The organism is Streptomyces melanosporofaciens (assembly GCF_900105695.1).
GTDB classification, from domain to species: domain Bacteria; phylum Actinomycetota; class Actinomycetes; order Streptomycetales; family Streptomycetaceae; genus Streptomyces; species Streptomyces antimycoticus.
In genome coordinates, this window is the sequence record NZ_FNST01000002.1 from 5,607,539 (window position 1) to 5,627,291 (window position 19,753).

The following is a 19,753-nucleotide window of genomic DNA, read 5'->3' on the forward strand; positions in this document are numbered from 1 at the left end:
CTCCGGGCCGAGCCGGGCAGCGCGCTCAGCGCGTCCGGGCCGCAGCGGCGCCTCGGGGCATACGACTGGGAGGCTCACTGTCCATGGACCTCACCTCCTGTCGCGAGCACTGACCTCAGTGCAGGATATCGCCCTATATGACCGTGGTGCGTCCCGGGGGAGCGGTGGGCGAGGCAATACTTGCCTCGGACCAAGCGTTTTCCGCGGGGGTACCCGGAGGGGCCGCCCCGGGGCCCACCGGCGACCGCACCCGCCGTCCGCTACGGCAAAAGCCCCGCACGGCGGGCCTCGACCACCGCGTGGAGACGGGTATGGGCCCCCAACTTCCGCATCGACGAGCGCAGATAGCTCTTGACCGTCTCCGGGCGCAACCCCAGCCGCTCCGCCGCCGTCGAATTCGTCGCCCCCGAGGCCACGCACGCCAGCACATCCACCTCGCGCGGCGACAGCTCCACCCCGGTCCCCCCGTTCCGGTGCTCCCGCTGCCTGCCGCGCCCCGAGGAGGCCCTGGCCAGCCGGGAGCAGGCGGTGAGGATCTCCTCGCGCAGCTGGGGGTCGGGCACCCGGTGCGCCAGGGCCCGCAGATCGCCGTGGGCCTCGCGCACCTCCTCCCACACCGCCGGATCGGTCTCCTCCGCCGACGGCTCCCACTGCGGTCCCGGCGGCTGCCCACGGCGCTGGCGCGCCTCCGTCAGCAGCCGCTGCGCCTCCTCCCGCACCGCCAGCTCCTGCGCCAGTTCGCTCTCCAGTACGCGTTCCAGTTCGCGCGCCGACTCCACGGCCGCGGTCAGCGCCCGGTCGCCGAGCAGCAGCGGCTGGCGCAGCGCGCCGTACAGCACCCCGCGCACCCGCCCGCGCACCACCACCGGCACCGCGAGCATCGAGCGCAGCCCCTCCGCGCCCACCGCCGCGTCGTACTCATGGCTGATCGCCCGTGAGGCGGGGTAGTCCGCCACCGAGATCGGCCGGGACATGGTGAGGACCTTGCCGCCGAGGCCGTTGCCGGGTGTGATGGCCAGACCCCGCAGGGAGTTGGTCGTGGTGCCGGTGAGTTCCGAGATCCGGAACTGCCGTGCCCCCGAGAACAGCCCGCCGAACGCGACGGGCAGCCCACCACGCCGGCGCATCCGCTGCAGCGTGTTCCGTATGTCGACGGCCCCGTCCGATCCCGTCACGGCCACCTCCCGCATCCAGCGCCACCCCCGTCCGGGGGTAGTGAGACTCAGATCACCCGTCGCACGATGCTAGCGAGCGGTACGCCCTTCAGGAGGACAAGTGACAGCAATGAATCCGGCTCACGACTTCCGCGAGGCACGGGACTTCCTGCTCGACCACCGGGAGGACTACGCGGCGGCGTACGAAGGGTTCGGCTGGCCACGCCCGGAGCGGTTCAACTGGGCCCTGGACTGGTTCGACGGGATCGCCGGGCGCGGCGGCGACCGTACCGCCCTGCACATCGTCGAGGAGGACGGCAGCGAGATCCGGCTGACCTTCGAGGAGCTGCGCCGCCGCTCCAACCGGGCCGCGAACTGGCTGCGCGACCGCGGCGTCCGGGCCGGTGACCGCATCGTGGTCATGCTCGGCAACCAGTTCGAGCTGTGGGAGACCGCGCTGGCCGCGATGAAGCTGCGCGCCGTCGTCATCCCCGCCACTCCGCTGCTCGGCCCGCTCGACCTCGCCGACCGCATCGAGCGCGGCCGGGCGGCGCATGTGGTCGTACGGGCCGCGGACACGGAGAAGTTCGCGGAGGTGCCGGGCGACTACACCCGGATCGCGGTCGGCGGCGCGCCCGAGGGCTGGCTCGGCTACGAGGACGCCGGGACCGCGGGTATCACGGCGGACGCCGCGGGGGACGACGAGCCCTTCGTCCCCGACGGGCCGACCCTCGCCACCGACCCCCTGATGCTGTACTTCACCTCCGGCACCACCGCCCGCCCCAAGCTGGTCGAGCACACCCATATCTCGTATCCCATCGGGCATCTGGCGACGATGTACTGGATCGGGGTCAGGCCGGGCGATGTCCACCTCAACATCTCCTCCCCCGGATGGGCCAAGCACGCCTGGTCCAATCTCTTCGCCCCCTGGAACGCCGAGGCCACCGTCTTCGTCCACAACTACACGCGCTTCGACGCGGGCCGCCTGATGGCCGAGATGGACCGCTGCGCCATCACCACCTTCTGCGCCCCGCCCACCGTCTGGCGGATGCTCATCCAGGCCGATCTCACCCAGCTGCGCACCCCGCCCCGGGAGGCCCTCGCCGCGGGCGAGCCGCTCAACCCCGAGGTCATCGAGCATGTGCGGCGCGCCTGGGGGGTGACCATCCGGGACGGCTTCGGCCAGACCGAGACCGCCGTTCAGGTGGCCAACACCCCCGGACAGCCGCTCAAGCCCGGTTCGATGGGACGGCCGACCCCCGGCTTCCGGGTCGTCCTGCTGGATCCGGTGACCGGCCGGCCCGGTGAGGAGGGCGAGATCTGCCTCGACCTCACCGGCCCCGAGGGCCGTCCCGTCGGCCTGATGACCGGCTACGAGGGCGACGGGGAGCGCACCGCCGAGGCCACCGCGGGCGGTTACTACCGCACCGGGGACATCGGATCGCGCGACGCGGACGGCTACATCACCTACATCGGCCGCGCCGACGACGTCTTCAAGGCATCCGACTACAAGATCTCGCCGTTCGAGCTGGAGAGCGCGCTGCTGGAGCACGAGGCGGTCGCCGAGGCCGCCGTCGTCCCGGCCCCCGACCCGCTGCGGCTGGCCGTGCCGAAGGCGTACATCGTGCTGGCGGAGGGCTGGGAGCCCGGCCCGGACACCGCGAAGGCGCTGTTCGCGCACTCGCGGGCGGTGCTCGCGCCGTACAAGCGGATCCGCCGATTGGAGTTCGCCGACCTCCCCAAGACGGTTTCCGGAAAGATTCGCCGGATCGAGCTGCGTGAACGCACGGCACAGGGTGGCGGTATCGAGTTTTATGAGGAGATCTGATGACTGACGCTCATATGATGACCCACCCGCACGAACGTGAAGGCGTGCGTGAACGTGAACCCAAGGAGCTCCCATGACCGACCTCACGTCTGACCCACCGAGCCCAGCGGGGCTCTCCTACACCAGCGGAGCCGGGGACCTCCCGCTGCTCGGCGACACCATCGGCGCCAATCTGGCCCGGGCCGTCGAGCTGTACGGCGACCGCGAGGCGCTCGTCGACGTCCCCTCCGGCCGCCGCTGGACCTACACCGAGTTCGGCAGGTCGGTCGAGGAGGTCGCGCTCGGGCTGATGGCCAAGGGGGTCGCCAAGGGCGACCGGGTCGGCATCTGGGCCATCAACTGCCCCGAATGGGTGCTGTTGCAGTACGCCACCGCCCGCATCGGCGCCATCATGGTCAATATCAACCCCGCGTACCGCGTCCACGAGTTGCGGTACGTACTGCAGCAGGCCGGAATCTCGGTCCTGGTCTCCTCCATCGAGCACAAGACCAGCGACTACCGGCGGATGGTCGAGCAGGTGCGATCGGCCTGCTCCCCGCTGCGCGATGTCATCTACATCGGCGACCGGACCTGGGACGGGCTGGTGCGCGCCGGGGCCGATGTGCCCCCCGAGCGGCTCGCCGAGCGCGAGGCCCGGATCAGCTGCGACGACGCGGTCAACATCCAGTACACCTCCGGCACCACGGGCTTTCCCAAGGGCGCCACCCTCTCCCACCACAACATCCTCAACAACGGCTTCTTCGTGGGGGAGACGGTCCGCTACACCGCCGAGGACCGGATCTGTGTGCCGGTGCCCTTCTACCACTGCTTCGGCATGGTGATGGGCAACCTCGCGGCCACCAGCCACGGCGCCTGCGTGGTCATCCCCGCCGCCACCTTCGACCCCGTCGCCACCCTGGCCGCCGTCGAACGGGAGCGCTGCACCTCGCTGTACGGCGTCCCCACCATGTTCATCGCCGAGCTGGCCCTGCCGGACTTCGCCACCTTCGACCTCAGCTCGCTGCGTACCGGGATCATGGCCGGATCGCCCTGCCCGGTGGAGGTGATGCGGCGGGTGGTCGCCGAGATGCACATGGCGGAGGTGTCCATCTGCTACGGCATGACCGAGACCTCACCGGTCTCCGCCCAGACCCGGCCCGATGACGACCTCGTCCGCCGCACCTCGACGGTCGGCCGGGTGCTGCCGCATGTCGAGGTCAAGATCGTCGACCCGGTGACCGGGACGACCGTGCCCCGCGGCACCCGCGGCGAGCTGTGCACCCGCGGCTACTCGGTGATGCTCGGCTACTGGCAGGAGCCCGAGCGGACCGCCGAGGCGATCGACTCGGCGCGCTGGATGCACACCGGCGACCTCGCGGTGATGGACGGCGAGGGCTACGTCCAGATCGTCGGCCGGATCAAGGACATGATCGTCCGCGGTGGGGAGAACGTCTATCCGCGGGAGATCGAGGAGTTTCTGCACACCCACCCCAAGGTCGCGGATGTGCAGGTCGTCGGCGTACCGGACGAGAAGTACGGCGAGGAGGTCCTGGCCTGCGTCATCCTGCGCGAGGGCGCCAAGACCCTCACCCGCGACGAGCTCGCCCGCTTCTGCCGGGGCCGCCTCGCCCACTACAAGGTCCCCCGCTATCTGCGTCTGATGGACGCCTTCCCGATGACGGTCAGCGGCAAGGTCCGCAAGGTCGAGCTGCGGGAGGCGGCCGCCCGGGAGCTGCTGCCCGAGACCCGGTCCGAGGACGGTCCGGCCAGATCCGAAGCGCTGGTCGAGCGGGCCGAGCCGCAGACCGCGCCCAGCTGATGAGTTGCGGGCCCCTCTCCTCCAGCAGGGGCCCACACCCCCACCGCAGCAGGGGCCGCACCCCTGCCACAGCAGGGCCCACACCCCCACCACAGCAGGGGCCGCACCCCTGCCACAGCGGGGGCCCACACCCGGCCCGTCACTGGACGACGTTCGGCAGGCACGACTTCACCCCGGATCGCGCGCCGCGGCTGAAGTAGCCGACCCGCTGGGAGGCGTCGCCGTGGTCGGAGATGTCGGTCCACGGGGTCCGGTCGGCCAGTGCGGTCAGGGCGTCCGCCAGCTCCTCGGTATCACCCTCCTCGAAGGTCAGCGTCCCGTCCTGGGCGGCGCCGAAGAGGACCGCCCCGGCCAGGCAGTCGGCCTGCAGCTCACGGGCGAGGTCGACCAGGCCCGCGTCCAGACGGTTCTGGACGGCGTGGCCCCACTCATGGGCGATCACCAGATAGACCCAGGCGTCGCCCCGCGCATGGCCCCAGCGCATCAGGTCCATGTCCCACGCTATGTAGTCGCCGTCGGGGCAGTAGACGGCGTTGTCGTCGGGGAGCGGCTCACTTCCGCACGCCGGTGTACCGGGGGTGTCGCCGTCGTAGGCCCCCAGGATCCTGGGCGGGTTGTAGCCGCCGGTGAACAATTCGGGCCAGTGGGTCTGCCAGTAGGTGGTGGTGACGGAGACCGCCGCGTCGATGTCCTGCTCCACGGCCTTTCCGCCGTCGGTGCCATCAGGGCTGGTGAGCGGGGTGGGCGTGCCCGGTGTGGCGCCGGACGGGGGAGCCGGTGCGGCCGAGGAGCTCTCCACCGTGGGCGGCGGCACATCGCCGCCCGCGCAGCCGGTCACCAGAAGCAGGGTCAGGGCGGCGGCGAGCGGAGCCCATGACCTCGGGTACCACGGAACAGCCATCGTTTCGGCCTCCGGCCGGTCGAGCGGATGGGATGGGGTGAACGGTGGAGGGCGGTGCCGGGGCGGAAGCGTTCCCCGGTCATGAGCGCAAGAGCCGACCGGGGTCAGCCGTCCGGCGGCCCCATCCGGATCAGCACGTCCGCCGGGTCGTTGACGGGCTGGGGGGTGCCGGTGAGGTCCATGATGAACAGCGGCAGATGGAGCGCGTCGGCGCGCGCCCGCGCCTCCCGCGCATAGCCCGCGAGCGAGAAGAACACGCTCATCGCCGACTTCTGGAGCCCGTTCAGCCACAGGCATTCGATGTCCCGCGGCCCGGTGGGGCGGGTGGTCGGATCGACCTGGGCGACGACGCCCGTCCCGTAGAGGTCCACCCCGGACGCGGCCCGGTCCTCCGAGGGCCGCAGGCTGTGGAAGCCGAGCCACTTCAGATACAGCGAGGCGGCGGTGACCGCGTCCCGCGCCGTACGGATCGTCACCGGCCGGAAGGCCGGGCGCCGCACGACCGGGCCGCCGTGCCCGGACACCGCGCCCGGGCCGGCCGGGGGCGGCGCGGCCGCGACGGGGACGCGGACCACCGCGCCGCAGTCGCAGCCCAGTTCCGGCTGCGGCCAGTGGCCCCGATGGCCGCAGGACGGGCAGTTCACCGCCACCCAGAGGTTCTCCCAGGTGCGGTGGCCCACCTCCTCCGGGGCGCCGTCGCGGAGGACGGGCAGGGTGACCGGCGCGCCGCAGGAACAGGGGAAGGTGGGCGGTGTGAACGACTGCTCGCGACGGCACGCGGGACAACGCACCGGCACGTTGTCTGTCATCGGGGCGCTCCGTGGACGGGGGCGGATGCGGTATGGGTCCATGCTCCCCGAAGCGGGCGGCCGCGGCGAGGGACTTGGGTGTTCTGTCCCCCGCAGTGGGGGCGCCGTGTTACGGCTGACGCAGTAGGTTTGCGGCGTGAGATTGAGGGTTGAGTTCACCACCGAACCGTTCGACCTCGACGAGGTGCCGCCGCACGCCGTCGCGGCCCGCGAGACCGTCCAGGCCGCCCCGCTGGACGCCGTCGACGTCGGCCCCTTCGGCAACACCGCCGAAGGCGGGGCGGAAGCGGTGCTGGCGGCCGTCGACCGGTTGCTGCGCAGCTCCCTCGAAGCCGGTGCCACCCGGATTTCGCTCCAGGTCAATGTGATCGGGGAGGGCGAGGCGTGAGCGTACCGGCCGACCACCCCTTCGCCGCCGCGGTGCGGCCGCTCGTGGACGCCATGGGCGGCGAGATGATCGCCCCGGACCGGGCCCGGGGCGACGATGTGGTGCTCTCCTGGGAGGGCCGCCCGGTGGTCGCCGTAAGGCTGCCGCATATCTCGGACTCGCTCGACCACATCCTCGCCGACCTGCAGCGCCGCCACGGCGTGCCGCTCTCGGCCCTCGACCGCAAGACCAAGCAGTCCGTCGTCCGCCACCTCGAACAGCGCGGCGCCTTCTCGGTGCGCCACGGCGTCGAAACGGTCGCCGGAGCCCTCGGCGTGAGCCGCTTCACCGTCTACAACTACCTCAACCGTGAGAAGAGCGGGGACTGACCGCGCCCCGTCGTTCCGCGCATTTTTCAACAAAGTGTTGACGCCCGGCGAGGGCGCCTCCTAGCTTGCGAGAGTGACTTCCAGTGCTCCACCGGGGCTGGCCCGGTTCAACGCGGTGGACGACCGCGACGCCGCCGGGCTGCTGCACGAGGTGTGCGCCAGCCGGGCCTGGGGCGCGGCGGTCGCCGGCGGGCGGCCGTACGCCACGGTCGCGGAGCTGCTCGACGCCGCCGACGCGGCCATGGCCGGGCTGACCGCCGCCGACCTCGCCGAGGCGATGGCCGCACATCCGCCCATCGGGCGGCCGGCGCCGGGCGGCGCCGCCTCGGCCCGCGAGCAGAGCGGCGTACGGGACGCGGAGCGCGCCGAGCTGCTGGAGCTGAACCTCGCGTACCAGGAGCGCCACGGCCATGTCTTCCTGATCTGCGCCACCGGCCGCACCGGCGAGGAGATGCTGGCGGCGCTGCGCGAGCGGATCCACCATGACGCCGACACCGAGCGCGAGATCATCCGCACCGAACTGGGAAAGATCAACCGCATCCGGCTGACCCGGCTGACGGAAACCCTCCAGGCCCCGCGGGCCCCGGCGGAAGGAGAGCGGTGATGGCGAGCGGCGCCACCTCCGTGTCCACCCACATCCTGGACACCAGCATCGGGCGCCCCGCCGTGGGCGTGGTCGTCGAGCTGTCCGTCCGCTCCGGGCCCGGGGCGCGGTGGACGGCGCACGCCGACTCCCTCACCGACGCCGACGGGCGCTGCAAGGATCTGCCCGGCCTCCCCGAGGGCACCACCCACGCCCGGCTGCGCTTCGAGACCGGGCCGTATCTGACCCACGCCTTCTTCCCGGAGGTCGCGGTCGCCTTCGCCGTCGAGCCGGGCGAGCACTACCACGTACCGCTGCTGCTCACCCCGTTCGGCTACTCCGTCTACCGAGGGAGCTAGCACCCATGCCCACGCTCGGCCCGAACAGTTACGGCAAAGCCGAAACCCGCGTCGTGCGGGTGGTGCGCGACGGCGCCGTGCACCACCTCAAGGACCTCAATGTCTCGGTGGCGCTGTCCGGAGAGATGGACGAGGTCCACGTCTCCGGCAGTAACGCCAACGTCCTGACGACCGACGCCACCAAGAACACCGTGTACGCCTTCGCCAAGGAGCACGGCATCGATACGGCCGAGGAGTTCGGCATCCGGCTGGCCCGCCACTTCGTCACCGGTCAGGAGCCCATCCACCGCGCCCGCATCCGTATCGAGGAGTACGCCTGGGACCGGATCCGGACGGCCGGGAGCGCCCAGCACTCCTTCGTCCGCCGCGGCCAGGAGGTCCGCACCGCCCAGATCGCCTACGACGGCGAGCGCTGGGAGGTGGTCTCCGGGCTCACCGGCCTCACCGTCCTGAACACCACGGACTCCGAGTTCTGGGGCTATGTCAAGGACCGGTACACCACGCTGCCGGAGACCCGCGACCGCGTCCTGGCCACCGATGTGCACGCCCGCTGGCGCTACGGCTGGAGCGATGACACCCGGCCGATGCCGGACTGGGACCACGGCCACAAGGAGGCGCGCGGCCAGCTGCTGAGCGCGTTCGCCGAGACCTACTCCCTCTCGCTTCAGCAGACGCTCTACGAGATGGGCGCGCGGGTGATCGAGTGCCGCCCCGAGGTGGACGAGATACGTCTCTCGCTGCCCAACAAGCACCACTTCCTGGTCGATCTGGAACCCTTCGGGCTCACCAACGACAACGAGGTCTACTTCGCCGCCGACCGGCCGTACGGGCTCATCGAGGCCACCGTGCTGCGGGACGGCGCCGAGCCCCGGATCCCCACCGACTGAACGGCTCCCGACCGACCGGCTTCCCGCCGACCGACCGGGATCCCCCTTGACTCATCTGACGGAAGGGCCACGCCCCGTGCACCGCATCGTCATCGAGAACTGCGCCGTCGCCACCGTGGACGCGCAGGACACCGAGTACGCGTCCGGCCATGTCGTCGTCGCCGGCCACCGCATCGAGTCGGTGGGCGAGGGGCGCGCGCCGCAGGGGCTGGAGGGCGTCGTCCGCCGGATCGACGGCACGGGACACCTGGTCACCCCGGGCCTGGTCAACACCCATCACCACTTCTACCAGTGGCTCACCCGCGGCCTGGCCCAGGACAGCAACCTCTTCGACTGGCTGGTCGCGCTCTACCCCGTCTGGGCGCGGATCGACGAGCCGATGGTCCACGCGGCGGCCCGCGGCTCGCTCGCGATGATGGTGCGCGGCGGGGTCACCACCGCCATGGACCACCACTACGTCTTTCCGCGCGGCAGCGGCGATCTGCTGGGCGCCGAGATCCGCGCGGTGCGCGAGCTGGGCGTGCGGTTCACCGCCGCCCGCGGCTCCATGGACCTCGGCACCTCCGACGGCGGGCTGCCGCCGGACTTCGCCGTGGAGTCCACCGAGGACGCGCTGGCCGCCACCGAGCAGGCCATCGACACTCACCACGACCCGGGGTTCGACGCCATGCTGCGGATCGCGGTCGCGCCCTGCTCGCCGTTCTCCGTCTCCACCGAACTGCTCCGCGAGTCCGCGGTGCTGGCCCGCCGCAAGGGCGTACGGCTGCACACCCACGGCTCGGAGACGGTGGAGGAGGAGAACTTCTGCCATGAGCGGTTCGGGATGGGGCCGACCGACTACTTCGAGTCCACCGGCTGGCTGGGCGAGGACGTGTGGATGGCCCACTGCGTCCACATGAGCGACACCGACATCCAGGCGTTCGGCCGGACCGGCACCGGGGTGGCCCACTGCCCCTCGTCCAACGCCCGGCTCGCCGCCGGGATCGCCCGCGTCCCCGATCTGCTCGCCGCGGACGTACCGGTGGGCCTCGGCGTGGACGGCACCGCCTCCAACGAATCCGGTGAGCTGCACACCGAACTGCGCAACGCGCTGCTGGTCAACCGGCTCGGCGGCCACCGCGAGAAGGCGCTGAACGTCCGTCAGGCGCTGCGCCTCGGCACCTACGGCGGTGCGCGGGTGCTCGGCCGCCAGGACGAGATCGGCTCGCTGGAGCCGGGCAAACTGGCCGACCTGGTGCTCTGGAAGCTGGACGGCCTCGGCCATTCGTCGATCGCCGACCCGGTCGCGGCCCTCGTCCTGGGCGCCCCGGCCCCGGTGACCCTGTCGCTGGTGAACGGCGCCGCGGTGGTGGAGTCGGGCCGGCTGCTCACCGTGGACGAGGACGAGATCGCGCGGGAGGCGCGCACCGAGGCGCGACGCCTGGCCCGTATCGCGGCGGACGACTGAACGCCGCGTCGATTCATCGGATGGGTTGCCATGACGAGCCGCTTCTCGCGGCCATCGGCGGCCCATCGGTGCGTTCGGGCCCCGTTGACATCCCATCTTTACCGTTCTAGGTTCCCGTACGCGGCTGGCCAGCCCTCCTGTTCGACCACCCATGAGCACAGGAGCCGCCATGCGTACGTCCAGACGACGGGCCGTCATCCCCCTCCGAGCGCTCAGCCTTCTGCTCGGCCTGGTGCTGGCGACGATCCTCAGTGGCCCTTCCGCCGCCACCGCGGCGCCGACGGCGGCGCGGGAGCCCGGGCCCGGTACCGACTACGCGACCGACGATCCGTTCACCTCCGACCGCACCGGCTGGTGGCGGCAGGACCGCTTCGGGATGTTCATCCACTTCGGCGCCTACTCCCAGCTGGAGGGCGAATACCAACGGGCGGACGGGACCGTCTGCCGCGACGCGGAGTGGATCAAGCGAAGCTGCCAGATCCCGATGAACGAGTACGAGGACGCCGCCCAGGACTTCAACCCCGCGTCCTTCGACGCCAAGGCCGTCGTCAAGGCGGCCAAGGACGCCGGGCAGCGCTATATCGTCATCACCTCCAAGCACCACGACGGCTATGCGATGTGGCCGACCAAGCAGAACACCTGGAATCTGCGCGACCACTCCTCCTTCGACCAACGGCGGGACATCCTGGCCGAGTTGAAGACCGCCGCGGACGCCGCCGGGATCAAACTCGGCTTCTACTACTCGATCTGGGACTGGCACGACCCCGACTTCGCCGACCCCGCCACCTTCCCCCGCTATGAGAAGCGGATGTACGCCCAGCTCAAGGAGCTGATCGACGGCTACCATCCGGCGCTGCTCTGGTTCGACGGGGAATGGGACGCGGACAACCCCACCAACACCTGGTCGGCGCGGGACGGCGAGCGGCTGCAGACGTATCTGCACGGGCTCGACCCCGATCTGATCACCAACAACCGGGTCGGCAAGCGGCGCGTGGTCGACGGCGACTACGGAACGCCCGAGCAGGAAATCCCGGACGCGCCCGTGGCCGGGCAGCTGTGGGAGAGCTGCATGACCCTCAACGGCCATTGGGGTTTCGCCAAGTACGACCAGGACTGGAAGTCGCCCGCCACCCTCACCCGCAACCTCCTCGATATCGCGAGCCGCGGTGGCAATTACCTCCTCAACGTCGGCCCCGACAAACTGGGCCGCGTTCCCCAGCCCTCCGTCGACCGGCTGCGCGAGATCGGCTCCTGGCTGCGGGCCTCCGGCCAGGACCGCGCGGTGTACGGGGCCGGGGCCACCGGGCTGGTCGACGAGCCGTCCTGGGGCGCGGTCAGCCGGTCGGGTGACCGGCTGTACGCGTCCGTCACCTCCTGGCCCGCCGCGGGGCAGCCCCTCCACCTCACCGCCAGGGCGCCGTTCACGGTGACCGGCGCCCGGGTGCTGGGCAGCGGACAGCGGGTCGAGGTGGCCAAGGCGGGCGACGGCTTCGATCTCACCCCCTCCGGAGGCCCGGCCGACCCCACCGCCTCGGTGATCGAGCTGACGGTGAAACCGGCCCCGGCCGCGCCCCAGGGCCGGGGCCAGGGGCTGCGGGAGGAGGTCTTCGCCAATGAGACCTTCACCGGGCCGCCGGCCGTCACCCGCACCGACCCCACCGTCAACCACACCTGGAGGTTTGCCGGCTCTCCGGCCGCCGACGTCCCCGCCGACCACTTCGGCGTCCGCTGGACCGGCTTCCTCCAGCCTCGCCACAGCGAGACCTACACGCTCACGACCGTCTCCGACGACACCGCGCGAGTGTGGATCGACGGCCGTCTGGTCATCGACAACACCACCCCGCACGAACCACAGGTCGACAAGGCGACCGTCGCGCTGCGCGCCGGAGCCAAACACGCCATCAAGATCGAGTACACCGAGCAGACCGGCGAGGCACATATGAAGCTGCTGTGGTCCAGCCCCAGCGTGCCCCAGCAGATCGTGCCGCGCTCCCAGCTCTACACGCCATAGGGGCAAAGAGGGCCCCGGACCGTATCCGTACGGTCCGGGGCCCCTTGGGCCGAACGGACCGGCTCAGCCCAGCAGTTCGTAGGCGGGCAGCGTCAGGAACTCCGTGTAGTCCGCGTCCAGCGCGACCCTCAGCAGCAGATCGTGCGCCTGGCTCCACTTGCCCGCGGCGAAGGCGTCCTCGCCGACCTCCTCGCGGATCGCCGCCAGTTCCTCGGCGGCGACCTTACGGACAAGATCGGCGGTGGCCTTCTCGCCGTTCTCGAAGACGACCCCCGCGTTGACCCACTGCCAGATCTGGGAGCGGGAGATCTCGGCGGTGGCCGCGTCCTCCATCAGGTTGAAGATCGCGACGGCGCCGAGGCCGCGCAGCCACGCCTCGATATAGCGGGTGCCGACCTGCACGGCGTTGCGCAGGCCCTGATGCGTGGGCTTGGCGTCGAGCGACGCGACGTCGATCAGCTCGGCCGCGGTGACCCGGACGTCCTCGCGCAGCCGGTCCTTCTGGTGCGGCCGGTCGCCGAGGACCGCGTCGAAGGAGGCCCGGGCGACCGGGACCAGATCCGGATGGGCGACCCAGGAACCGTCGAAGCCGTCGTGCGCCTCACGGTCCTTGTCGGCCTTGACCTTGTCGAACGCGACCGCGTTGACCTCGGGGTCGCGGCGCGAGGGGATGAAGGCCGCCATGCCGCCGATCGCGTGCGCGCCGCGCTTGTGGCAGGTGCGGACGAGCAGTTCGGTGTAGGCGCGCATGAACGGGGCGGTCATCGTGACCGCGTTGCGGTCCGGGAGGACGAAACCGGGGCCGCCGTCGCGGAAGTTCTTGACGATGGAGAAGAGATAGTCCCAGCGGCCCGCGTTGAGCCCGGAGGCATGGTCGCGGAGCTCGTAGAGGATCTCGTCCATCTCGTACGCCGCCGTGATTGTCTCGATCAAAACGGTGGCGCGGATCGTCCCTTGCGGAAGCGAGAGATGGTCCTGTGCGAAGACGAAGACGTCGTTCCAGAGGCGGGCCTCGAGATGCGACTCGGTCTTGGGGAGGTAGAAGTACGGCCCCTTGCCCTGGGCGAGCAGACGGCGGGCGTTGTGGAAGAAGTACAGCCCGAAGTCGACGAGGGCGCCGGGGACGGGGCGGCCGTCGGCGGTCCGCAGATGGCGCTCGTCGAGATGCCAGCCGCGCGGCCGGGTGACGACGGTGGCCAGCACATCGTCGGGCCGCAGCGCGTAGCTCTTGCCCTCGGGGGAGGTGAAGTCGATCCGGCGCTCATAGGCGTCGATCAGATTGAGCTGGCCGCCGATCACATTCGCCCAGGTGGGGGCGGAGGCGTCCTCGAAGTCGGCGAGCCAGACCTTGGCGCCCGAGTTGAGGGCGTTGATGGTCATCTTGCGGTCGGTGGGGCCGGTGATCTCCACCCGGCGGTCCTCGAGGGCGGGCGGCGCGGGGGCGACACGCCAGTCGGGGTCGTCGCGGATATGGGCGGTCTCCGGGAGGAAGTCCAGGGTGGAGGTGCGGGCGATCTCGGCGCGGCGCTCCGCACGGCGCGCGAGCAGCTCGTCCCGGCGCGGGGTGAAGCGGTGATGGAGCTCGGCCAGGAAGGCCAGCGCCGCGTCGGTCAGCACCTCCCCCTGACGCTCCAGCGGTTCGGCGTCGACGATGGCCAGCGGGGACGGCGCTGGTGCGGACATGGGCTGTCACTCCTTGGACGAGTCTCAGCTGGACGCTCGCGATGCTTCTGTTTCGTGGATAGTAAGTTTCTCATGGTGGAAGTTCAATCTTCAGTTGAACGCCACGCCCGTTGCCCCCTCGATGTCTCATTCCAGCAGCGCCAAGTCCTCGGGGGTGTCGATGTCGTCCGTACGGGCGATATCCGAGCAGTCGACGAGCGTGATCGCGGACTGATGCGCCCGCAGATAGGCGCGTGCCCCCCGGTCGCCCTCCGCACTCGCCGTGATGTCCGCCCAGCGGTCCGCACCGAACAGCACCGGATGCCCCCGCTCCCCGCCGTACGCGGCGGCCGCCAGGGTCGACGGCGAGCGATACGCGGCTACCACCCGCGCCACGGCCTCGGCGCCGATCCCCGGCTGGTCCACCAGCGCGATCAGCGCCGCCCGCGCCCCCGTACCGGCCAGGGAGCCGAGCCCGGCGCGCAGCGAGGAGCCCATGCCCTGCTCCCAGTCGGGGTTGTCGACCAGGACGTACCCGGGCAGCCGGGCCCGTGCCCGTACGGTCTCGGCCGCGGCGCCCAGCACGATGTGCACGGGCGCGCAGCCGCCCTCGCGCAGCGCCCGCGCGGCGTGCTCCACCAGCGGCCGCCCCCGATGCGTCAAAAGGGCCTTGGGGCGCCCGCCCAGCCGCCGGCCGCCCCCGGCCGCCAGCACGATCCCGGCGACCTGCGCGGAGTCATCCGTTGTGCGATCCATGGACCCTGCTTACCGCACCTGGGGGCCGTGCGGGGGCTTCATCCCAGCCGGTCTGATTTTCGCTCTCCGTATAGCGCGTCGTGCACTGAGTGGCGTTAACTGATCCGCGGCCCCTTGTGTCCGAATCCACGTGGGGTGGAGGGTTGGGGCGGCCATGCGGGAAGGGGGCAGGCTCGTGCGAGAGGGCGCGAGGGGGAGAAGGGCAGTGTTGGCCAACGATGGCGCGAGGCTCTGGGGCGAACCCGGTGCCTTGTCAGTGGAGGGCGCCGCAGTCGTGGAAGCCAGGCGAGTGGCGGGCACCGATGACGATCCGAGGGCGGCCGAGCTGCGCCGTGCCGTGGCCCGGCTCAGACGTGATCTGGCCGCCCACCCGGCGGAATTACCGGACCGGGCGATCGCGGACGACGAGCTGGCCGCGCTCGATGCCATGGCTCGCACCGGCGCTCCGGAGCTGCACCGCCTGCGCCGCTCGCTGCTGCTCATCGCAGGCGCGCTGGGCTCGGTCAGCGCACTGGGCTCCGCCCTGACGGGCGTGCGCGCGGCGATCGACCAGTTCAACAACGTGCCGCAGACGGGCAGAGGGAGAGACTGACCCGGGCGGCCCGGTGCCGCGCCCGCCGCCGGTGACGCTCCGCCGTCAGGCGGAACCCGTGCTGTCCAGTGCCCCGGCCAGCTCCGCCGCGACCTCCTTGAGGATCGGCACCATCTGCTCCGTGGCCTCGTCCGTCACCCGGCCCGCCGGGCCGGAGATGGAAATGGCCGCCGGTGCGGGGGAGTCGGGCACCGGGACCGCGAGGCAGCGCACGCCCATCTCCTGCTCGTTGTCGTCCACCGCATAGCCCTGCTCGTGGACCTGCCGCAGCGCGTCGAGGAACTCGTCCGGCGAGGTGATCGTCTTCTCGGTCACCGCGGGCATGCCGGTACGGGCCAGCAGCGCGCGCACCTCCTCCGGAGGCGTGCTCGCCAGCAGCGCCTTGCCGACACCCGTGGTGTGGGGCAGCACCCGCCGCCCGACCTCGGTGAACATCCGCATCGAGTGGCGCGAGGGCACCTGCGCCACGTACACCACCTCATCGCCGTCCAGCAGCGCCATGTTCGCGGTCTCGCCGGTCTCCTCCACCAGCCGCGCCAGATACGGCCGCGCCCAGGTGCCCAGCAGCCGGGACGAGCTCTCGCCGAGCCGGATCAGCCGCGGCCCGAGGGCATAGCGGCGGTTGGGCTGCTGGCGGACATAGCCGCAGGCCACCAGCGTGCGCATCAGCCGGTGAATGGTGGGCAGTGGCAGCCCGCTGCTGGTGGAGAGCTCGCTCAGCCCGACCTCGCCCCCGGCGTCGGCCATCCGCTCCAGCAGATCGAAGGCGCGCTCCAGGGACTGGACGCCACCGGATCCGGCGGTGGTGGCGGCGGTCTTGGACTCGGCGGACGGCACGTCGGTGTTCCTTTCACAGCGGTCGGCACCGGCCCGCACACGGTGACAATCCGCTGCCGACCGGCCACGGGCAGCCTACCGGTCCCCGGCGACGCCCACAGCGGGCTTGCGCTTACTGTCCGCGCCGGTCACAGCGGGTGTACCGGACCGGCCGGGCGGGTGTGGAACACCGGCCGGGCGGGTGTCCAGCACCGGCCGGGAGGTCTTGACCGGGCCGTCCACCGAGTGAATCATTCAACAAAAAGTTGATTCCGTGTCGCGGAATCGACGACGGCGGAGGCGAGGAGGGTGTCGGTGCCCGACGTGGAGCTGGTGCTGCGCTCGGCCAGGGTGGTCACGCCGGAGGGCCTGCGCGCGGCCGCCGTATCCGTCGCCGACGGCCGCATCGTGGCCGTCGGGCCGTACGACGCCCCGGACCCGGACGGCGCGAGGGTCGAGGACCTCGGCGACGACGTCCTGCTCCCCGGCCTCGTCGACACCCACGTCCACGTCAACGACCCCGGCCGCACCGCCTGGGAGGGGTTCGGCTCCGCCACCCGCGCCGCCGCGGCCGGCGGCGTCACCACCCTCGTCGACATGCCGCTCAACAGCATCCCGCCGACCACCAGCGTCCAGGCCCTGGAGATCAAGCGGGCCGTCGCCCGGCGGTCGGCCCATGTCGACATCGGCTTCTGGGGCGGCGCCGTACCCGGGAACGCCCCGGACCTGGCGTCGCTGCACCACGCGGGCGTCCTCGGCTTCAAGGCGTTTCTGCTCCCCTCCGGCGTGGACGAGTTCCCCCAGCTCGACCCCGACCAGCTCGAAACCGCCCTCCGGGAGATCGCGGGCTTCGGCGGGCTGCTCATCGTCCACGCCGAGGACCCCCACCTCATCGACGGCGCTCCGCCGCCCACCGGCCCCCGCTACGCCGACTTCCTCGCCTCACGCCCCCGCGCCGCCGAGAACGAGGCCATCGCGGGCCTCATCGCCCTCGCCCGCGCACTCGACGCCCGCGTCCACGTCCTGCATCTGTCGTCCGCCGACGCGCTGCCGCTGATCGCGGACGCACGGCGCGAGGGCGTGCGGATCACGGTGGAGACCTGCCCGCACTTCCTGACCCTCACCGCCGAGGAAGTCCCCGACGGCGCCACGGAGTTCAAATGCTGTCCGCCCATAAGGGAGGCCGCCAACCAGGACGCGCTGTGGGCGGGCCTGGCGGCCGGACAGATCGACTGCGTCGTCTCCGACCACTCGCCCTGCACGGCCGACCTCAAGGTGGGCGACTTCGGGCGGGCCTGGGGCGGCATCTCCTCGCTCCAGCTCGGCCTCCCCGCCGTCTGGACGGCGGCCCGGCGGCGCGGCCACACCCTCCACGACGTGGCCCGCTGGATGTCCACCGGCCCCGCCGCGCTGGTCGGTCTCGACCGTAAGGGCGCCATCGAGGCCGGGCGCGACGCCGACTTCGCGGTCCTCGCCCCCGACGAGACCTTCACCGTCGACCCCGCCGCCCTCCACCACCGCAACCAGGTCACCGCCTACGCGGGCAGGACGCTGTACGGCGTCGTACGGTCCACCTGGCTGCGCGGCCGGAAGATCGCCGACCATGGTGCGATCGCCGACCGGGGCGCGGCGAGCGAACCCACCGGCCGACTCCTGGAAAGGCAGCCCCGCACATGACCGCGCCGATCCCCCGCTTCACCGGCGACGCCGCCCCGTACGGCGGTGGCGATCCGTACGCCGACTACCGGACCGCCGACCTCCCCTTCACCCATCTCGTGGACCTGGCCGACCGGCGGCTCGGCGGAAGCGTGGTCGCCGCCAACGACGAGTTCTTCGCCGAGCGCGAGAGTCTGCTGAGGCCCGAGGCCCCGCACTTCGACCCCGCGGCCTTCGGCCACAAGGGCAAGGTCATGGACGGCTGGGAGACCCGGCGGCGGCGCGGGGCCCGCGCCGACACCCCGCATCCGGCCGAGGACGACCACGACTGGGCCCTGATCCGCCTCGGCGCGCCCGGGGTCGTCCACGGCATCGTCGTCGACACCGCCCACTTCCGCGGCAACTATCCGCGGGCGGTGAGCGTCGAGGCGACGGCGGTGGACGGCACCCCGTCCCCCGAGGAACTCCTCGCCGACGACGTCGTGTGGACGGAACTCGTCCCCCGTACGCGGATCGGCGGCCACGCGGCCAACGGCTTCCCGGTCTCCGCGGGCCGCCGCTTCACCCACCTCCGCCTCAAGCAGCACCCCGACGGCGGCATCGCCCGCCTCCGCGTCCACGGCGAGGTGGCCCCGGACCCGGCGTGGCTCACCGTCCTCGGCACCTTCGACGTGGTGGCGCTGGAGCACGGCGGCGCGGCCGAGGACGCCTCCGACCGCTTCTACTCCCCGCCCGCCAACTCCATCCAGCCCGGCCGCTCCCACACGATGGACGAGGGCTGGGAGACCCGCCGCCGCCGCGACACGGGCCACGACTGGGTCCGCTACCGCCTCACCGCCCAGGCGTCGCCGCGCGCCGTGGAGATCGACACCGGCTGCTACAAGGGCAACGCGCCGGGGTGGGCGGCGCTGTACGGCCTCGACGCCACCTCCGGCGCGGACCCGGCCGACCACACCTCCCCGGCCTGGACCGAACTCCTGCCCCGCACCCGCCTCCAGCCCGATACGGTCCACCGCCTCGTCCTCGACGCCGCCCCGCCGGTGACCCACGTCCGTATCGACATCTACCCGGACGGCGGCGTCGCCCGGCTGCGGCTGCACGGGACGCTGACCGAGCACGGCGCGCAACGGCTCGCCGCACGCCATGCGGAGCTGAGCGGCTAGCTCCCTCCCCGACGGACCTCCCGCACCCGCTCCACATAACCGACCAACTCGGCCATCCGTTCGCCGGGCCAGGGCAGCCGGGCGCTGAGCTCTTCGCGGTGGCCCTGCCACATGCGCCGCGCCGCCGCCTCGGTCTCTGCCCGGGCCCGCTCGCCGCCGCCGTGGAAGGACTCGCCCACCGCCTCCCAGCGCCGCACAAGTTCCCGTACGCTGCTGGATCCGCTCGGCCTGCGCGGTGAGCCGGTCCAGCTGCCCGGCGAGCGACGCACGCAGCGCCTCCGGACCGTCCGCGGAGGCCGCGAGCGCGTCGCCGATCTCCTCCAGGGACAGCCCCAACCCGCGCAGCGCCCGCACCCGGTACAGCCGCCGCAGATCCTCCGCCGTATACCGACGGTGCCCGGCCCTGGTCGTCCACTGGCCCGCACCAGCCCCACCTCGTCGTAGTGCCGCAGCGCCCGCACGGTCACTCCACTCGCCCGCGCCGGCTCACCGATGCTCCACCGACCTCCGGTGGCGTCCTTTCCGATCACGCCGCCCACGCCAGAACCGGCCGTAACGAGAGGTTCAAGCCCTTA

The 19,753-nt window shown here is 71.9% G+C and carries 18 protein-coding genes and 1 pseudogene; 12 read left to right on the plus strand and 7 right to left on the minus strand.

From position 1 onward, the window contains the following. Nucleotides 1–260: 260 nt before the first annotated feature. Nucleotides 261–1,190: a helix-turn-helix transcriptional regulator gene (locus BLV72_RS27065; RefSeq protein ID WP_093465450.1), complete on the minus strand. Its 930-nt coding sequence runs from the start codon at nucleotides 1,188–1,190 to the stop codon at nucleotides 261–263. 94 nt (nucleotides 1,191–1,284) lie between these two features. On the opposite strand from BLV72_RS27065, the gene BLV72_RS27070 reads away from it, so the two are divergent. Continuing rightward, on the plus strand, nucleotides 1,285–2,982 hold the full coding sequence (locus BLV72_RS27070) for an AMP-binding protein (RefSeq protein ID WP_093465451.1): 1,698 nt from the start codon (nucleotides 1,285–1,287) through the stop codon (nucleotides 2,980–2,982). A 73-nt stretch (nucleotides 2,983–3,055) separates the two neighbouring features. Further along, entirely contained in the window at nucleotides 3,056–4,780 is a 1,725-nt protein-coding gene (locus tag BLV72_RS27075) for an AMP-binding protein (RefSeq protein ID WP_093465453.1), read from the plus strand. 139 nt (nucleotides 4,781–4,919) lie between these two features. On the opposite strand, the gene BLV72_RS27080 is transcribed toward BLV72_RS27075, so the two are convergent. Together BLV72_RS27080 and BLV72_RS27085 are read right to left on the minus strand one after the other, a co-directional pair. Continuing rightward, nucleotides 4,920–5,681 (minus strand): neutral zinc metallopeptidase, encoded by a 762-nt coding sequence (locus tag BLV72_RS27080; protein ID WP_093465455.1) that lies wholly within the window; start codon nucleotides 5,679–5,681, stop codon nucleotides 4,920–4,922. A 104-nt stretch (nucleotides 5,682–5,785) separates the two neighbouring features. Further along, on the minus strand, nucleotides 5,786–6,490 hold the full coding sequence (locus BLV72_RS27085; protein ID WP_093465456.1) for a hypothetical protein: 705 nt from the start codon (nucleotides 6,488–6,490) through the stop codon (nucleotides 5,786–5,788). A gap of 136 nt (nucleotides 6,491–6,626) precedes the next feature. On the opposite strand from BLV72_RS27085, the gene BLV72_RS27090 reads away from it, so the two are divergent. The 7 genes from BLV72_RS27090 to BLV72_RS27120 all read left to right on the plus strand — a co-directional run bounded on the left by BLV72_RS27090 (nucleotide 6,627) and on the right by BLV72_RS27120 (nucleotide 12,533). Then, nucleotides 6,627–6,878, plus strand: a complete 252-nt coding sequence (locus BLV72_RS27090; protein ID WP_014055635.1) for a hypothetical protein — start codon at nucleotides 6,627–6,629, stop codon at nucleotides 6,876–6,878. Then, complete coding sequence (locus BLV72_RS27095; protein WP_093465458.1) at nucleotides 6,875–7,246, plus strand: helix-turn-helix domain-containing protein; 372 nt, start codon at nucleotides 6,875–6,877, stop codon at nucleotides 7,244–7,246. Before BLV72_RS27090 ends, BLV72_RS27095 begins: the two co-directional genes overlap by 4 nt. Before the next feature lie 73 nt (nucleotides 7,247–7,319). After that, nucleotides 7,320–7,850, plus strand: a complete 531-nt coding sequence (gene uraD, locus BLV72_RS27100; protein ID WP_093465460.1) for a 2-oxo-4-hydroxy-4-carboxy-5-ureidoimidazoline decarboxylase — start codon at nucleotides 7,320–7,322, stop codon at nucleotides 7,848–7,850. Continuing rightward, complete coding sequence (gene uraH, locus BLV72_RS27105) at nucleotides 7,850–8,188, plus strand: hydroxyisourate hydrolase (protein ID WP_093465462.1); 339 nt, start codon at nucleotides 7,850–7,852, stop codon at nucleotides 8,186–8,188. Before uraD ends, uraH begins: the two co-directional genes overlap by 1 nt. Nucleotides 8,189–8,193: 5 nt before the next feature. Beyond that, a complete protein-coding gene (gene pucL, locus BLV72_RS27110; RefSeq protein ID WP_093465463.1) occupies nucleotides 8,194–9,075 on the plus strand; it encodes a factor-independent urate hydroxylase in 882 nt (293 codons plus the stop codon). Between the two features lie 76 nt (nucleotides 9,076–9,151). After that, nucleotides 9,152–10,522, plus strand: coding sequence for an 8-oxoguanine deaminase (locus tag BLV72_RS27115; RefSeq protein WP_093465465.1), 1,371 nt, complete (start codon nucleotides 9,152–9,154; stop codon nucleotides 10,520–10,522). Between the two features lie 169 nt (nucleotides 10,523–10,691). Continuing rightward, nucleotides 10,692–12,533 carry an alpha-L-fucosidase gene (locus BLV72_RS27120; RefSeq protein ID WP_093465466.1) on the plus strand — a complete coding sequence of 614 codons (1,842 nt, stop codon included), beginning with the start codon at nucleotides 10,692–10,694 and terminating at the stop codon, nucleotides 12,531–12,533. Nucleotides 12,534–12,596: 63 nt separating this feature from the next. On the opposite strand, the gene aceB is transcribed toward BLV72_RS27120, so the two are convergent. Next, nucleotides 12,597–14,216, minus strand: coding sequence for a malate synthase A (gene aceB / locus BLV72_RS27125; RefSeq protein WP_093465468.1), 1,620 nt, complete (start codon nucleotides 14,214–14,216; stop codon nucleotides 12,597–12,599). A gap of 126 nt (nucleotides 14,217–14,342) precedes the next feature. Next, a complete protein-coding gene (locus tag BLV72_RS27130) occupies nucleotides 14,343–14,951 on the minus strand; it encodes a nucleotidyltransferase family protein (RefSeq protein ID WP_093465470.1) in 609 nt (202 codons plus the stop codon). Nucleotides 14,952–15,225: 274 nt separating this feature from the next. On the opposite strand from BLV72_RS27130, the gene BLV72_RS27135 reads away from it, so the two are divergent. Continuing rightward, nucleotides 15,226–15,543, plus strand: a complete 318-nt coding sequence (locus tag BLV72_RS27135) for a DUF5955 family protein (RefSeq protein ID WP_093465471.1) — start codon at nucleotides 15,226–15,228, stop codon at nucleotides 15,541–15,543. A gap of 45 nt (nucleotides 15,544–15,588) precedes the next feature. On the opposite strand, the gene BLV72_RS27140 is transcribed toward BLV72_RS27135, so the two are convergent. Further along, on the minus strand, nucleotides 15,589–16,380 hold the full coding sequence (locus BLV72_RS27140; protein WP_093465473.1) for an IclR family transcriptional regulator: 792 nt from the start codon (nucleotides 16,378–16,380) through the stop codon (nucleotides 15,589–15,591). A gap of 294 nt (nucleotides 16,381–16,674) precedes the next feature. Here BLV72_RS27140 and allB point away from each other — a divergent pair, with 294 nt between their 5' ends. Both allB and alc read left to right on the plus strand, forming a co-directional pair. Further along, nucleotides 16,675–18,036 carry an allantoinase AllB gene (gene allB / locus BLV72_RS27145; protein ID WP_208905739.1) on the plus strand — a complete coding sequence of 454 codons (1,362 nt, stop codon included), beginning with the start codon at nucleotides 16,675–16,677 and terminating at the stop codon, nucleotides 18,034–18,036. After that, nucleotides 18,033–19,178, plus strand: a complete 1,146-nt coding sequence (alc, locus tag BLV72_RS27150; protein WP_093465476.1) for an allantoicase — start codon at nucleotides 18,033–18,035, stop codon at nucleotides 19,176–19,178. Before allB ends, alc begins: the two co-directional genes overlap by 4 nt. On the opposite strand, the pseudogene BLV72_RS52085 reads toward alc, so the two are convergent. Further along, nucleotides 19,175–19,708: pseudogene (locus BLV72_RS52085) on the minus strand (MerR family transcriptional regulator). The gene alc and the pseudogene BLV72_RS52085 sit on opposite strands and share 4 nt — an antisense overlap. Nucleotides 19,709–19,753 lie beyond the last annotated feature (45 nt).

Excerpts from the sequence above, each read along its gene's own strand:
- BLV72_RS27065 (WP_093465450.1), bottom strand. The coding sequence starts at position 1,190 with ATGCGGGAGGTGGCCGTGACGGGATCGGACGGGGCCGTCGACATACGG.
- BLV72_RS27070 (WP_093465451.1), top strand. The coding sequence starts at position 1,285 with ATGAATCCGGCTCACGACTTCCGCGAGGCACGGGACTTCCTGCTCGAC.
- BLV72_RS27075 (WP_093465453.1), top strand. The coding sequence starts at position 3,056 with ATGACCGACCTCACGTCTGACCCACCGAGCCCAGCGGGGCTCTCCTAC.
- BLV72_RS27080 (WP_093465455.1), bottom strand. The coding sequence starts at position 5,681 with ATGGCTGTTCCGTGGTACCCGAGGTCATGGGCTCCGCTCGCCGCCGCC.
- BLV72_RS27085 (WP_093465456.1), bottom strand. The coding sequence starts at position 6,490 with ATGACAGACAACGTGCCGGTGCGTTGTCCCGCGTGCCGTCGCGAGCAG.
- uraH (WP_093465462.1), top strand. The coding sequence starts at position 7,850 with ATGGCGAGCGGCGCCACCTCCGTGTCCACCCACATCCTGGACACCAGC.
- pucL (WP_093465463.1), top strand. The coding sequence starts at position 8,194 with ATGCCCACGCTCGGCCCGAACAGTTACGGCAAAGCCGAAACCCGCGTC.
- BLV72_RS27120 (WP_093465466.1), top strand. The coding sequence starts at position 10,692 with ATGCGTACGTCCAGACGACGGGCCGTCATCCCCCTCCGAGCGCTCAGC.
- aceB (WP_093465468.1), bottom strand. The coding sequence starts at position 14,216 with ATGTCCGCACCAGCGCCGTCCCCGCTGGCCATCGTCGACGCCGAACCG.
- BLV72_RS27130 (WP_093465470.1), bottom strand. The coding sequence starts at position 14,951 with ATGGATCGCACAACGGATGACTCCGCGCAGGTCGCCGGGATCGTGCTG.
- alc (WP_093465476.1), top strand. The coding sequence starts at position 18,033 with ATGACCGCGCCGATCCCCCGCTTCACCGGCGACGCCGCCCCGTACGGC.